Raw genomic sequence first — 13,157 nt, 5'->3', positions numbered from 1 at the left:
GGCGTCCGCCCGTGGGACCCGAGTGAAGCGCGAGGCCAGAGCCAGTGGAGACACAAGGCGGAATCACCGTGCAGCGAGCCCTGGAGCTGCCGGGGCTGCGCGGTGGGCTTCCGGAGGTGGTGGCCGGCGCGGACCGGCTGAACCGTACGGTGCGCTGGGTGCACGCGGGCGAGGTTCCCAATATCGCTTCGCTGCTCAAGGGTGGTGAACTGCTGCTCACCACCGGCCTCGGCCTCGGCACCCGCCCCGCCGAGCAGCGCGCCTTCGTCCGCAGGCTAGCCGACCGCCAGATCGCCGCCCTGGTGGTGGAGCTCGGGCCGCGCTTCAGCCGGCTGCCGGCATCGATAGTGGACGCCGCCCGCACCGCGGGGCTGCCGCTGGTGCAACTGCACCGCGAAGTGCCGTTCGTGACGGTGACCGAGGAGATCCACACCGAGATCGTCAACGGTCACTACGCGCTGCTGCGACAGGCCGAGGACGTGCACCGGCGGTGCACGGAGGCGCTGCTCGGCGGCGGCGGGGTGCCCCAGGTGCTCGGCATCCTGGCGGACTTCACGGCCAACCCGGTCTTCCTGGAGACGGCGGACGGCCAGCTGCTGTACGCGGCGGGTCCCGGGTCCGGTCCGGTCTCCGCCGATCCGCTCCAGGTGTGGGACGGGATGCGCGGCGGCCGGGCGGCCCGTGAGACACCGCCCACCGGTTCGGTGCTGGTGGATGTGCCGGGCGGCGGTCCGGGCACCGGTTCGGTACGGGCCAGGCTGGTGCTGCTGGCCGTTTCCGGGCCGCTGGTGACCGTGCACCGGATGGCGGCGGAGCGGGCGGCGGGGATCCTCGCCGTCGTGCTGATGCAGGCCCGCCAGGAGGAGGAACTCGCGGCGCGCGGCCGGGGCGACTTCCTGACCGATCTCGCCGAGGGCCGGATCAGGCCGGAGGACGCGCCCGCGCAGGCCCGCGTGCTGGGGTTCAGGCCGGCCGACATGCCGCTGCTGCCGGTCGTGATGCGGCTGGCCCCCGAGCTCTCGGTGTCCGGGAACTGGGCGTTGCTGGCGCGGGCGGTGCTGGAGGAGCTCTCGTCGGTGGGTGTGCCGGTGCTGTTGGGCGTACGGCCCGTGGAGGGCCGGGTTCCGGTGCTCCTCGGGCTACGGTCCGAGTCGGAACGCACGGCGGTCGCGGACCGGGTCGCGGCTGCGCTGCGGGCCGGTGTGGAGCGGGCCGGGCTGGAGCGGGCCGGTTCGCATCCGCCGGTCGTGGTGGTGGGCGTGACGGGCGGCTGGGCGGCGGCCGGCGCGGGGCTGCGGCACGCGGCGGAGACGGCGACGGCCGCGCACGGCCTCAGCGACCGGCCCTGGTACGACGCCCGGCGCCTCGACATCGACCTGCTGCTGTGGCGGTTGCGGGACCACCCTGATCTGGCGGCCTTCGTCGACCGGGCGATCGGCCCGCTGCGCGATCACGACCGCACCTCGCGCCCGGCGCTGCTGCCGACGCTGGAGACGTATCTGGCCCACGCGGGCCGCAAGGCGGAGACGGCGCGGGAGCTCCATCTGAACCGTCAGACGCTGTACAACCGGCTGGCCAGGATCGGCGAGCTGCTCGGCACCGACCTGGACGACCCCCAGGCGGTGCTGGCGCTGAGCCTGGCCCTGCGGGCCCGCCGCCACACCTCGTAGCCGGGCCCGGTCGAGCGGCTCAGCGCGCCCGCGCCGCCAGCGGCTGGGTCAACTCGTCGTACACGCTGAGCACTTGGGCGATCGTGTCGTCCTCGGTCGGCCAACTCGCCGCCTGCGCCAGCCCGGCGGCCGACATCTCCGCGCGCCGCCGGGGATCCCCGAGCAGCCGGGCCACCGCCCGCGCCAGCGCCTCCGCGTTCCCGTACGGCACGAGTTCCGCTGCGTCCCCCACGAGTTCGGGCACCCCGCCGACCGCGGTGGCGACCAGCGGGACGCCGAGCCGCAGCGCTTCCTGGGCCGCCACCGAACGCGCCTCCCAGCTGCTGGACAGCACGGCCAGATCCGCCGCGGCGAGCAGCTCGGCGCGATCGTCGCGGCTGCCGACGAGCCGGACCGGGAGGTCCTCGTCCCTGATCCGGCGCTGCAGAGCGGCCCTCTCCCGCCCCTCGCCCACGACGACCAGGAGCGGTGCGGGGTCCAGTTCACGCCAAAGTCGCGCGGCGTCGAGCAGGGTGCCGTATCCGTGATGCGGTACGAGACTCCCGCAGGCAATGATCAACGGCCGTTCCACCGAACCGAGTTCGGCCCGCGCCTTGTCCGCGTGGGCGGCGACGGGCAGCTGGGGCACGGGAGCGGAGACCGGCGCGAGCCGCGCGTCCCGCGCCCCTCGGCGCCGCGCCCGGTCGACCAGGTCCGGTGTCGTGCCGAGCACAACCGCCGCCGCACGGGCGGCCCTTCGCTCCATCAGCCGGATCAGCCGGCTGCGGGCCCCTTCGACATGGGCGCGGGCGTGCCAGGTGACGACCAGCGGAACGCATTGGCCGCCGAGCGCGAGGGCAGCGCGCACGGCGGCGTGCGGGCCGTGCGCGTGGACGACGTCCGCCGTCAGGCAGGCGGCGCGCAGGGCGGCGATGGAGAGGGGATCACTGCGCCGGGGCACTGGCGCGAAACGAGCCCCCGTACCGGAGTAGTCGTAGGCGTGGTCCAGTTCGGACGGGGCGCAGACGGTGACGTGCACGCCTCTCGCCACGAGTCCCGCGGCCAGCGAGCTGACGTGGGCACAGCTGCCCGCGCTGCCGCCGCCCAGGACTTGGACCGTACGCAGCTGTGACACGTTGAATGGCTCCCGGGGCTCCCGAGTCGGCGGTGATTGCATCGCCAAGGATGCCAGTCCGTACGAACGTTCCGGCACAATCAGGCCGTCGTGCGGCCCGCACAGCAACAACCGGACGCGGCCTACCACTCGCACGGGTGAGAAACCGGCGCACCGTTGCCCACCCTGCCCCGCGGCGTTCTCCGTCAGCGCTCCGTCAGCACCCGGACGAGTCGGCTGATCCGGTCCCCGTTCGCCGCCGCCGCGACCAGTGCGGCGGCGTGCGCGAGGAGTCCGGCCCGGCCGCGTCCCGCGACGATCGCGACCCCGAGCGCCGCGCCCAGGGCATGGACCCCGGTGTCCCCGAGCATGGTCCGCTCACCCAGGTCGTCGGCGACGAGCGCGGCCACGGCACCCATCGGCGCGGCGACAAGGCCCCCCTGCGGCAGGCCCGGGGCCCCGAGGGCGAGCACGGTGGCTGCTGCCGCGCCGGGCCGCACGTCCACCAGATTGACGAGATGGGCGGTTCCGGCGATCACGACCGCGGCGAGCATCCGGTCGACGGGCCGCTCCTTGAGCAGCGCACCGGCCGCGGCTCCGGCGGCCCCGATCCCGAAGAGCTTCACCGCGTCGCTGGTCAGCTCGCCGTCCCGCAGCGCCCCCAGATGGGCGCGGAATCCCCGGCGCGGATCGTCCGCACCGACGAGGTCGTCGTACGCACCGCAGCCGCCGGCCGCCAGTACGGCGAGCGCGGCGGCGCACCTGGTACGGGCCGGCAGCGGCAGGACGGCCGTTCCGGCCGCGGCACCGAGGACGGCGGCCGGACCGGCGTACAGATCGACGGAGCGGCCCGCGTAGTTGGTGCGCCGCCGGTGCGGGCGGGGCTGGGTCCGCAGCGCCCGGTACACACACCCCGCCACGGCGGCGGCGACGGTACCGGACATCACGGCCCTGCTGAACGCTGCTCCCATGCCCGCCAGACTACGCAGCGGGCCGCCGCGGCGGCCGGGCGGGAGCCCCTGCGCCCGGGGCCCGGCCGCCGGACCACGGCCGGGGCCACCGCGTCCGGTACGGCATCTCGCCGCGGCCCCGGGCCGCCCGGACAGCTCCGCTGCCGGAACGCTCCGACACCTTGCTTGCGCCGCGCCCTGACCGGTCCGGCCCCGTCGGACAGGCCCTACCCGTCCGACCTGGCTGCGGCCAGCAGCTCCTCGGCATGGGCGCGTGCCGTCTGGGAGTCCTCCTGGCCCGCGAGCATCCGGGACAGCTCCCGCACCCGGTCCTCGCCCTCCAGTACCGTGACCCCGCTGCTGGTCACCGAGCCGTCGACGGTCTTCTCGACCAGCAGCTGCCGGTCCGCGAAGGCCGCCACCTGCGGCAGGTGCGTGACGACGACGACCTGGGCGGATCTGGCGAGCTTCGCGAGCCGCCGCCCGACCTCGACCGCGGCCTTGCCGCCGACGCCCGCGTCGACCTCGTCGAAGAGATACGTGGGTACGGGGTCGGCGCCCGCGAAGACCACCTCGACGGCGAGCATCACCCGGGACAGCTCACCGCCCGACGCGCCCTTGGCGATCGGCCGCGGCTGGGCGCCGGGGTGCGGGGCCAGCAGCAGCTCGACCTCGTCGGCGCCGGACGGCCCGTAGACCACGCTCCGCCCGTCGATCTCGATACCGGACGCCTCGTCGGCGGCCTCGGTCTGCCGGATGTCGAAGGAGACCCGGGCGTGCGGCATGGCCAGCGAGGCCAGCTCAGCGGTCACCGCCTCGGCGAAGAGCGCAGCCGCCCGATTGCGCGCATCGGTCAACGCCTGTCCGAGGCCCGAGAGTTCGGCCCGCAGCGCGTCGCGTTCGGCCGTCAGCTCACCGATCCGGCCGTCGTCGCCCTCCAGCTCGGTGAGCCGGGCGGCGCCCTCCCTGGCCCAGGCGAGCACGGCACCGATGTCCTCGCCGTACTTCCGGGTGAGCGCGGTGAGCGCGGCCCGGCGCTCCTCCACCGCGGCGAGCCGCAGCGGGTCGGCGTCCAACTGATCGGCGTACCCGGCCAGTTCACCGGCCACGTCGGAGAGCAGGATCGAGATCTCGCCGATCCGGTCGGCGAGCGCCGCCAGTGCCGGATCGTGGGCGCGCACGGCGTCCAGGGAGCGTCCGGCGGCGGCAACCACGGTCGTCGCGTCGACGCCCTCCGGGTCCTCCGGGTTGCCCGCGAGCGCGGTGTGCGCGAGGGCCGCGGCGGAGGCCAGCGCCTCCGCGTGGCCGAGCCGCTCGGCCTCGGCTGCGAGGTCGCCGTCCTCACCGGCCAGGGGTTCGACCGCGGCGATCTCGCCCAGCCCGAAGCGCAGCAGATCGGCTTCCTGGGCGCGCTCACGAGCACGCGTCGTCAGCTCGTCGAGCTCCGTGGCGACCGCCCGCAGCCGCCGGTAGGCCGCCGCGTACTCGGCGTGCGGCACGGCGACCTTGTCGCCCGCGTACCGGTCGAGCGCCTGTCGCTGCCGGGCGGGCTTGAGCAGACCCTGCTGGTCGGTCTGGCCGTGCACGGCGACGAGTTCGTCGGCGAGTTCGGCGAGCACGCCGACCGGCACGGACCGGCCGCCGAGATGCGCCCGCGAGCGCCCCTCCGCGGAGACGGTACGGCTGATCAGCAGTGCGTCTTCCTCGATCTCGGCCCCGGCCTCCTCGGCCCGCAGGGCGACGGGGTCGCCGTCGGAAACCGTGATCCGCCCCTCGACGACGGCTGCCTTGGCCCCGATCCGTACCAGGGCGGGATCGGCGCGCCCGCCGAGCAGCAGCCCCAGACTGGTGACGACCATGGTCTTGCCCGCGCCGGTCTCGCCCGTCACCGCGGTGAAGCCGGGTGACAGCTCCACCACCGCGTCGTCGATGACTCCGAGCGACCGTATCCGCATCTCCTCCAACACGGACACGACCTTACGAGGTCCGGGACCCGATGTGCGACGGACCCCGCTCCCGGGGCCTGCTCTCCCGGGTATCCGCCGGGCATTCGCAACACCTCCGGGGGAATGTCCGCCGGTCAGTGCGGTGCGCCGCGCCACCCGGAGACCGGCAGTGCGAATTTCGCGACCAGCCGGTCCGTGAACGAGGCGTGGTGCAGCCGTGCCAGCCGTACGGGCACCGCGCCGCGCCGCACCTCGACCCGCGCTCCCGCGGGCAGTTCCACGGCCCTGCGCCCGTCGCACCACAGCACCCCGTGCGGGGTGTGCTGCTGGACCTCGACGGCGAGCACGGACGTCGGGGAGGTCACCAGCGGCTTGGCGAACAGCGCATGGGCGCTGATCGGCACCATCAGCAGCGCCTCTACCTCGGGCCAGACGACGGGACCGCCCGCCGAGAAGGCGTAGGCCGTCGATCCGGTCGGGGTCGCGCAGACGATCCCGTCGCAGCCGAAGCCGGTCACGGGACGGCCGTCGATCTCCAGCACGACCTCCAGCATCCGCTCGGGCGACACCTTCTGCACGGCCGCTTCGTTGAGCGCCCAGTCGGTGTGGACGACGTCGCCGTTGCTGTGCACCAGGACGTCGAGCGTCATGCGTTCCTCGACCTGGTACGCGCGGGTGACGACCCGGTCGACGACCTTGTCCAGGTCGTCCCGCTCGGCCTCGGCGAGGAAGCCGACCCGGCCGAGGTTGACGCCGAGCATCGGCACCCCGGAGGCGCGGGAGAACTCGGCTCCTCGCAACAGCGTCCCGTCCCCGCCGAGCACGATCAGCAGTTCACAGCCGTCCACGGCCTTGGGTGTGGTGTCCGTGACCGTCTCCACGGACGGCGGCAGCGGCAGATCGGTCGCCTCGGTGGCCAGCACCCGGACGCCGAGGCCGCTGCGCAGCAACCCCTGTACCACCAGTTCGGCACTGCGGATCGCGGCCGGACGGCCGGTATGTGCCAGAAGAAAGACAGTTCGTGCCGCAATCGTCGTCAACGAGGCCCCTCCGCCACTGCACGGTCGACATCTGCGGGATCCAGCTCAGGTGCTCCTGCCCGCAGCCAGAGAAAGTACTCGACATTTCCCGCAGGGCCCGGCAGCGGGCTCGCCGTCACCCCCCGTACCCCGAGCCCCAGCGCCCAGGCACGGCGCGCCACTTCCCGTACTGCTTCGGCCCGCAGCTCGGGGCTGCGCACCACACCGCCGCTGCCCAGTCGTTCCTTGCCGACCTCGAACTGCGGCTTGACCATGAGGACCAGGTCCGCGTCGGGGGCGGTGCAGCGCGCCAGGGCGGGCAGGACCAGGCCCAACGGGATGAACGACAGATCGCCGACCACCAGGTCCACCGGCTGTCCGTCGATCACCTCCAGCGTCAACTCCCGTACGTTGGTGCGGTCCTTGACGGTGACGCGGTCATCGGACCGGAGCGACCAGGCGAGCTGCCCGTAGCCGACGTCGACGGCGACGACGTGGCCGGCACCGGCGCGCAGGAGCACATCGGTGAAGCCGCCGGTCGACGCCCCGGCGTCCAGCGCCCGGCGCCCCTCGACCTCCAGCCCGAGGGGCACGAAGGCGGCGAGGGCGCCCGCGAGCTTGTGCCCGCCGCGCGAGACGTATCCCGGGTCGCTGTCGTCCTCGGTCACGACGACGGCGGCACTGGTCTCGACCTGGGTGGCGGGTTTGGTCGCGGTGTTCCCACCGACGGTCACCCGCCCGGCGGCGATCAGCTGGCTCGCGTGCTCGCGCGAGCGTGCGAGCTTGCGGTGGACCAGCTCGGCGTCGAGGCGGCGGCGTGCCACTCTTGCCACGTTCGGTTCAGCTCCTGTTGTTGTACGAGGGCATCGGTGCGGGTACCGGTGCGGGTCCGGGCCTGGCGTCCAGCGCGGTCAGCGTTTCGCGCAGCCCACGATGTACATCCTCGTACACCTCGACGTGTCCGTCCGCCGGGAGGTGGTCCGCATCGGCGAGACGCTCCAGCTCCGTGTCCACCCCGGCGTCGCCGGTGGGGGTGCGCACGACGCCGAGGGGCGCGGGCGCGGCAGGGTCGGGCGTGGCCCCGGCGGCCGGGTCCACGCCCTCGCCGGACGGGTCCTCCGCCTCGCTCCCGGGCAGTTTTCCGGCTGCCGTCCCCGGTTCCGGCGTCGAGTCGCTCATGCGGGAAACGCTACCGCGAAGGGCTGCGGTACCGTCGATCACAATGGCGACCATGGCGGAGTGCCGCAGCGCACTCGACAGACTGTCCGACAGCCTCGCGGGGGCCGACGGCGACGTGCGCAGCGCGGCTGCCCTCGACCGCTCGCTGAGCTGTCACATCAAGGACCTCGACATCACCTTCACCGGCCGGCTGGCCGATGGCCGGATCCAGGTCCTGGACACGGTGGAGGGCCCGCCCCGCGAGAAGGCCGAGATCCGGCTCGCGATGACCGGTGACGACCTGGTGGCCATGGTGGACGGAGATCTGAACTTCGCCAAGGCGTGGGGTTCGGGCCGGGTCCGCCTGGAGGCCGGCTTCCGTGATCTGCTGAGACTGAGGTCGCTGCTGTAGGCGGGTGGCGGGCCGCTCAGCCCCCGGCCGACGCCCCGGCGGGCGTCTTGCCCCCGTACGCCCGCCCCGTCGCCGAGCGGCTTGCGCGCGGCCGGTACCACCAGCGGGGTTCCGGTCTCCGGATCGTCGATGACCTGACAGCGCAGCCCGAAGACCCGCTCCACCAGTTTCCGCCGTGACGACCTCGCCCGCGCAGCGCGCCGCGAGATTCAGGTCGTGCAGGACGGCGACGAGGGTGCGCCCCTGCGTCTCGCGCGCTGCGCTGGTGTTGCCGGACTTCCGCTACAGCCCCAGCCTGGCGACCGCCTTCCCGGCGTCCAGCCCGCACGAACCGTCCCCGGCGTACGACCACGCCGCCCCGCAGAGCGCCCGCAGCCCGTCGAGTACGGCCCCCTCCCCCTCCAGCACCAGCTCGTCCCCGCGCACCGACGCCGCCCAGCCCCCGCACACAAAGCCCTCGCCGCTCACCGCCACCTCGGGCTGCCCGGTCAGCAGCCCCCGCAGATCCCCGTCCACATACGTCGGCCGGTGCTTCGGGGCGGCGGCCACCAGCTGCGCCGCGTCCGTCACCCCGGTGAGCACCAGCAGGGAGTCCACGCCGCCGTTGAAAGCGCCCTCGATGTCCGTGTCCAGCCGGTCGCCGACCACCAGCGGGCGCTCGGCCCCGGTCCGCAGCACGGTCTCCCGGTGCATCGGCGGCAACGGCTTCCCGGCGACCTGCGGCTCGGCACCGGTGGCGATCCGTACGACTTCCACCGCCGCACCGTTCCCGGGTGCGATGCCCCGGGCGCTCGGAATCGTCAGATCCGTGTTGGACGCGAACCACGGCACCCCGCGCGCGATCGCGTACGCGGCCTCGGCGAACCGGCCCCAGGCCATGTCGGGCCCACCGTACCCCTGCGCCACCGCGACCGGCTCGTCGTCCGCCGACTCCACCGGCACCAGACCGCGCTCGCGCAGCGCGGCCCGCAGCCCCTCGCCGCCCACCACCAGCACCCGGGCGCCGGCGGGCAGTTGGTCGGCCATCAGCCGGGCGACCGCCTGCGCCGAGGTGATCACATCGGTGGGCTCCGCCGGAATGCCGAGTTCGGTCAGGTGCCCGGCCACCGCGGCCGGCGTCCGCAGCGCATTATTGGTCACGTACGCCAGGTGCATCCCGCCGTCCCGTGCCGCCGCCAGCGAGTCGACGGCATGGGCGATCGCGTGACCACCCGCGTACACCACCCCGTCGAGATCGAGCAGCGCCGTGTCGTACGCCTCGTTCAGCACGGTGCTGCTGCCGCTCGGCCTGGTCCTGCTCGCCTGACTCATTCTTTGCGCTCCTCGTTCCATGCTTTCGCCCCGAATCATCGCGCATCCCCGCCACACGCATACCATGCAGAAATGAACACATCAGGTCCGGCCGGCCAGGGACTGCGTCTGATTCCGTTCCGTGGACTGCGATACGTCCCCGAGCGGGTCGGCAGCCTTGCCGCGGTGACCTCACCGCCTTACGACGTCGTCGTCCGACCCGACGGGCTGCACCATTTGGAGTCGGCGGATCCGTACAACATCGTCCGGCTCATACTCCCGCAGGCCAAAACGGCCGGGGCCCGCCACGAGCAGGCGGCACAGACCCTGAAGCGGTGGCTGGCCGAGGGTGTCCTCGCGCCGGACAGCGAGCCCGCTCTGTACGTCTACGAGCAGCGCAACGCGGAGATCCTGCAACGCGGCGTCGTCGGGGCACTGGCGCTCTCCGCCCCCGCGGACGGCATCGTCCTGCCGCACGAGGACGTGATGGCCCATGTCGTCGAGGACCGGGCCGACCTGATGCGCAGCACCGCCGCCCACTTCGAGCCGTTGCTGCTCACCTACCGCAGCGACGGCGACGGCCCGGGTGCGACTGCCGTCATCGAGCGGACCACGGACCGCCCGCCGCTGCTCGCCACCACCACCGAGGACGGCTACCACCACCGGCTCTGGGCGGTCACCGATCCGGCCGAACGCGCCGAGATCGAGACCGATCTCGCCCGTCACCAGGCCCTGATCGCCGACGGCCACCACCGCTGGGCCACGTATCTGCGCCTCCAGCAGGAGCACACCGCGCCCGGCCCCTGGGACTTCGGCCTGGTCCTCCTCGTCGACACGGCCCGCTACCCGCTCCGGGTCCGCGCCATACACCGGCTGCTGCACCGTCTTCCGGTCGCCGACGCACTTGCCGCACTGGACGGCCTCTTCCGCGTCCGCGACCTGGACGAACCGCTCCCCCGGGCCCTGGACGCACTCGCCGGGGCGGCCGCCGAGGGCAACGCGTTCCTGCTCGCCGGCGACGGCGGCTTCCATCTCGTCGACCGCCCCGACCCCGGCCTGCTGTCCCGCACGATCCCCACCGACCGCCCGACCGCCTGGCAGAACCTCGACGCTACGGTCCTGCACGCGGCCCTGCTCGACCACGTCTGGCAGATCCCCGACGCCCCGGAACACATCGCGTACATCCACGACACCGCAGCCGCCGTCGAACAGGCCGAGCGTCACAACGCGACGGCGGTCCTGATGCATCCGGTACGCGAAGAAGTCGTCCGGGACCTCGCCCGGCAGGGCGTCACCATGCCCCGCAAGTCGACCTCCTTCGGCCCCAAGCCGGCCACAGGCCTCGTCCTGCGGAGCCTCGACCTCGGCTGACCCGCGGCCAACAGACCTGCGGACGACAGGAAGAGGGCGGCAGCCCGGAAGGGATGCCGCCCTCTCTTTCATGCCTTACGCCTCGGACGTACGCCCCTCGTCCCCGTCCTCGTCGTTCCCGTTCCCGTCCTCGTCCTCGTCCTCGTCGAGTGCGTCGACGAATTCGACACCGTCCATCTCGGCGAGCCGGTCGGACGCATCGGTCGAGCCGTCCTTGTCGGCCTCCAGGGCCTTCCCGAACCACTCACGCGCCTCGTCCTCACGCCCGGCCGCCAGCAGGGCATCGGCGTACGCGTACCGCAGCCGGGCCGTCCACGGGTGAACGGCATTCGACGCGAGCTCGGAGCTCTGCAGGGTGACGATGGCCGCATCGAGCTGCCCCATGTCCCTGCGCGCCCCGGCGGCCACCAGCCGCATCTCGACCTGCCCGGCCTTGTCGAGCTTCTGCACCTCGGGCTCGCCGGCCATGGCCAGCGCCCGCTCGGGCCGCCCGAGCCCGCGCTCGCAGTCGGCCATGACGGGCCACAGCTCCACGGACCCGGTCATCCGCTTGGCGGCCCGGAACTCCGCCAGCGCTTCCGAGTACTTCTGCGTGGCGTACGCGGCGAACCCTGCCGCCTCACGCACCGCGGCCACCCGCGAGGCCAGACGGAGCGCGATCCGCGAGTACGCGTACGCCTGCTCCGGGTCCTCGTCGATCAGCCGGGCCACCATGACGAGGTTGCGCGAGACATCCTCGGCCAGGGTCTTCGGCAGGCTCATCAGCTCCTGCCGCACATCCTTGTCGATCTCGTCACCGGTGACGTCCTCGGGAATCGGAAGCCGCTTGATGGGCTCGCGGTCCCGGTCGTCCCGCCGCTCGAACCCGCCACGGTCGTCGCGCCCGCGATAGCCACCCCGGCCACCACGATCGTCCCGCTGGCCGCGGTATCCACCGCCCCGGCTGTCGTCACGACGGAACCCGCCACCGCGGCTGTCGTCATCACGACGAGGGCCACGAGGCCGGTCATCACGCCGCTCGAACCCACCCGAAGGACGCCCACCGCGCCCATCGTCACGACGCGGCGCACGGTCACGGTCGTCCCGACGGAACCCGCCACCTCGGCTGTCGTCACGGCGGAATCCACCGCCGGAGCCGCCACCGCGGCTGTCGTCACGACGGTAGCCACCGCGGCTGTCGTCATCACGACGAGGGCCACGAGGCCGGTCATCACGCCGCTCGAACCCACCCGAAGGACGCCCACCGCGCTCATCATCACGACGCGGCCCACGGTCACGGTCGTCCCGACGGAACCCACCACGCTCATCGTCCCGACGCGGCGCACGATCACGCTCGTCCCGACGGAACCCACCACGCTCATCGTCCCGACGCGGCGCACGGTCACGGTCGTCCCGACGGAACCCACCACCGGAACCACCGCGACTGTCATCGCGACGGAACCCGCCACCACGGCTGTCGTCACGGCGGAATCCACCGCCGGAGCCGCCACCGCGGCTGTCGTCACGACGGTAGCCACCGCGGCTGTCGTCATCACGACGAGGGCCACGAGGCCGGTCATCACGCCGCTCGAACCCACCCGAAGGACGCCCACCGCGCTCATCATCACGACGCGGCCCACGGTCACGGTCGTCCCGACGGAACCCACCACGCTCATCGTCCCGACGCGGCGCACGATCACGCTCGTCCCGACGGAACCCACCACCGGAACCACCGCGACTGTCATCGCGACGGAACCCGCCACCACGGCTGTCGTCACGGCGGAATCCACCACCGGAGCCACCACCACGACGGTCGTCCCGGCGCGGCCCCCGGTCACGATCGCGGTCGCGGTCGTCGCGGCGGAAGCCACCGCCACCGCTTCCACCGGTAGGCCGGCTGTCGTCACGCCGGTAGCCACCCCGGTCGTTGTCCCGGCGCGGTCCGCCGGAGCGGTCGTCACGACGGCCGCTGAAGCCGCCTCGGTCACCACCGTCCCGGCGACGCGGCTCGCGCTCCGAACGATCGTCGGGAGAGTTGGTGGACATCGGCGTGACTCCTGTCATTGGGTACTACTAGACATTCTGGCGCAGCCGGACATCCGACGCGCTTCGACAAAAACAAAAGGACCCTTGGTCCCAGCGTGAACGCTGGGACCAAGGGTCCTTGAAAGATTGTTCGGCGGCGTCCTACTCTCCCACAGGGTCCCCCCTGCAGTACCATCGGCGCTGAAAGGCTTAGCTTCCGGGTTCGGAATGTAACCGGGCGTTT

At 73.1% G+C, this 13,157-nt stretch carries 12 protein-coding genes, 1 rRNA gene and 1 pseudogene; 3 read left to right on the top strand and 11 right to left on the bottom strand.

Annotated features, from left to right (window positions below; all coding sequences use genetic code 11):
- The first annotated feature begins 44 nt into the window (after positions 1–44).
- Positions 45–1,670: a PucR family transcriptional regulator gene (locus tag ACWCQ6_RS25955; RefSeq protein WP_451093042.1), complete on the top strand. Its 1,626-nt coding sequence runs from the start codon at positions 45–47 to the stop codon at positions 1,668–1,670.
- A gap of 19 nt (positions 1,671–1,689) precedes the next feature.
- Here ACWCQ6_RS25955 and ACWCQ6_RS25950 read toward each other — a convergent pair whose 3' ends face one another.
- The 6 genes from ACWCQ6_RS25950 to ACWCQ6_RS25925 all read right to left on the bottom strand — a co-directional run bounded on the left by ACWCQ6_RS25950 (position 1,690) and on the right by ACWCQ6_RS25925 (position 7,857).
- Complete coding sequence (locus tag ACWCQ6_RS25950; RefSeq protein ID WP_451093040.1) at positions 1,690–2,784, bottom strand: glycosyltransferase family 4 protein; 1,095 nt, start codon at positions 2,782–2,784, stop codon at positions 1,690–1,692.
- A gap of 185 nt (positions 2,785–2,969) precedes the next feature.
- Positions 2,970–3,734 carry a hypothetical protein gene (locus ACWCQ6_RS25945; protein ID WP_451093038.1) on the bottom strand — a complete coding sequence of 255 codons (765 nt, stop codon included), beginning with the start codon at positions 3,732–3,734 and terminating at the stop codon, positions 2,970–2,972.
- Positions 3,735–3,940: 206 nt separating this feature from the next.
- On the bottom strand, positions 3,941–5,668 hold the full coding sequence (gene recN / locus ACWCQ6_RS25940; protein WP_451093081.1) for a DNA repair protein RecN: 1,728 nt from the start codon (positions 5,666–5,668) through the stop codon (positions 3,941–3,943).
- Between the two features lie 125 nt (positions 5,669–5,793).
- Entirely contained in the window at positions 5,794–6,699 is a 906-nt protein-coding gene (locus ACWCQ6_RS25935) for an NAD kinase (RefSeq protein WP_451093036.1), read from the bottom strand.
- A complete protein-coding gene (locus ACWCQ6_RS25930; protein ID WP_451093034.1) occupies positions 6,696–7,511 on the bottom strand; it encodes a TlyA family RNA methyltransferase in 816 nt (271 codons plus the stop codon). The genes ACWCQ6_RS25935 and ACWCQ6_RS25930 overlap by 4 nt, the downstream gene beginning before the upstream one ends.
- Positions 7,512–7,518: 7 nt before the next feature.
- On the bottom strand, positions 7,519–7,857 hold the full coding sequence (locus ACWCQ6_RS25925; RefSeq protein ID WP_451093032.1) for a hypothetical protein: 339 nt from the start codon (positions 7,855–7,857) through the stop codon (positions 7,519–7,521).
- Positions 7,858–7,900: 43 nt separating this feature from the next.
- On the opposite strand from ACWCQ6_RS25925, the gene ACWCQ6_RS25920 reads away from it, so the two are divergent.
- On the top strand, positions 7,901–8,248 hold the full coding sequence (locus ACWCQ6_RS25920) for an SCP2 sterol-binding domain-containing protein (RefSeq protein ID WP_451093030.1): 348 nt from the start codon (positions 7,901–7,903) through the stop codon (positions 8,246–8,248).
- Between the two features lie 59 nt (positions 8,249–8,307).
- Here ACWCQ6_RS25920 and ACWCQ6_RS25915 read toward each other — a convergent pair.
- Positions 8,308–8,500 (bottom strand): annotated as a pseudogene (locus ACWCQ6_RS25915) (ABC transporter ATP-binding protein); the annotation flags it as partial.
- Positions 8,501–8,530: 30 nt separating this feature from the next.
- Positions 8,531–9,559 (bottom strand): HAD-IIA family hydrolase, encoded by a 1,029-nt coding sequence (locus tag ACWCQ6_RS25910; protein WP_451093028.1) that lies wholly within the window; start codon positions 9,557–9,559, stop codon positions 8,531–8,533.
- Positions 9,560–9,631: 72 nt separating this feature from the next.
- Here ACWCQ6_RS25910 and ACWCQ6_RS25905 point away from each other — a divergent pair, with 72 nt between their 5' ends.
- Complete coding sequence (locus tag ACWCQ6_RS25905) at positions 9,632–10,909, top strand: DUF1015 family protein (RefSeq protein WP_451093026.1); 1,278 nt, start codon at positions 9,632–9,634, stop codon at positions 10,907–10,909.
- 75 nt (positions 10,910–10,984) lie between these two features.
- Here ACWCQ6_RS25905 and ACWCQ6_RS25900 read toward each other — a convergent pair whose 3' ends face one another.
- The 3 genes from ACWCQ6_RS25900 to rrf all read right to left on the bottom strand — a co-directional run.
- Positions 10,985–11,671 (bottom strand): tetratricopeptide repeat protein, encoded by a 687-nt coding sequence (locus tag ACWCQ6_RS25900; protein ID WP_451093024.1) that lies wholly within the window; start codon positions 11,669–11,671, stop codon positions 10,985–10,987.
- On the bottom strand, positions 11,671–12,795 hold the full coding sequence (locus tag ACWCQ6_RS25895) for a hypothetical protein (protein WP_451093022.1): 1,125 nt from the start codon (positions 12,793–12,795) through the stop codon (positions 11,671–11,673). Before ACWCQ6_RS25895 ends, ACWCQ6_RS25900 begins: the two co-directional genes overlap by 1 nt.
- A gap of 267 nt (positions 12,796–13,062) precedes the next feature.
- Positions 13,063–13,157 (bottom strand): 5S ribosomal RNA (gene rrf / locus ACWCQ6_RS25890); the annotation flags it as partial.

The organism is Streptomyces sp. NPDC001880 (genome assembly GCF_053594575.1).
Note: the sequence above shows the minus strand (reverse complement) of the source record. Positions and strands in the feature narration are given on the sequence as shown.

Excerpts from the sequence above, each read along its gene's own strand:
- ACWCQ6_RS25905 (WP_451093026.1), top strand. The coding sequence starts at position 9,632 with ATGAACACATCAGGTCCGGCCGGCCAGGGACTGCGTCTGATTCCGTTC.
- ACWCQ6_RS25945 (WP_451093038.1), bottom strand. The coding sequence starts at position 3,734 with ATGGGAGCAGCGTTCAGCAGGGCCGTGATGTCCGGTACCGTCGCCGCC.
- ACWCQ6_RS25925 (WP_451093032.1), bottom strand. The coding sequence starts at position 7,857 with ATGAGCGACTCGACGCCGGAACCGGGGACGGCAGCCGGAAAACTGCCC.
- recN (WP_451093081.1), bottom strand. The coding sequence starts at position 5,668 with ATGCGGATACGGTCGCTCGGAGTCATCGACGACGCGGTGGTGGAGCTG.
- ACWCQ6_RS25900 (WP_451093024.1), bottom strand. The coding sequence starts at position 11,671 with ATGAGCCTGCCGAAGACCCTGGCCGAGGATGTCTCGCGCAACCTCGTC.
- ACWCQ6_RS25910 (WP_451093028.1), bottom strand. The coding sequence starts at position 9,559 with ATGAGTCAGGCGAGCAGGACCAGGCCGAGCGGCAGCAGCACCGTGCTG.
- ACWCQ6_RS25920 (WP_451093030.1), top strand. The coding sequence starts at position 7,901 with ATGGCGACCATGGCGGAGTGCCGCAGCGCACTCGACAGACTGTCCGAC.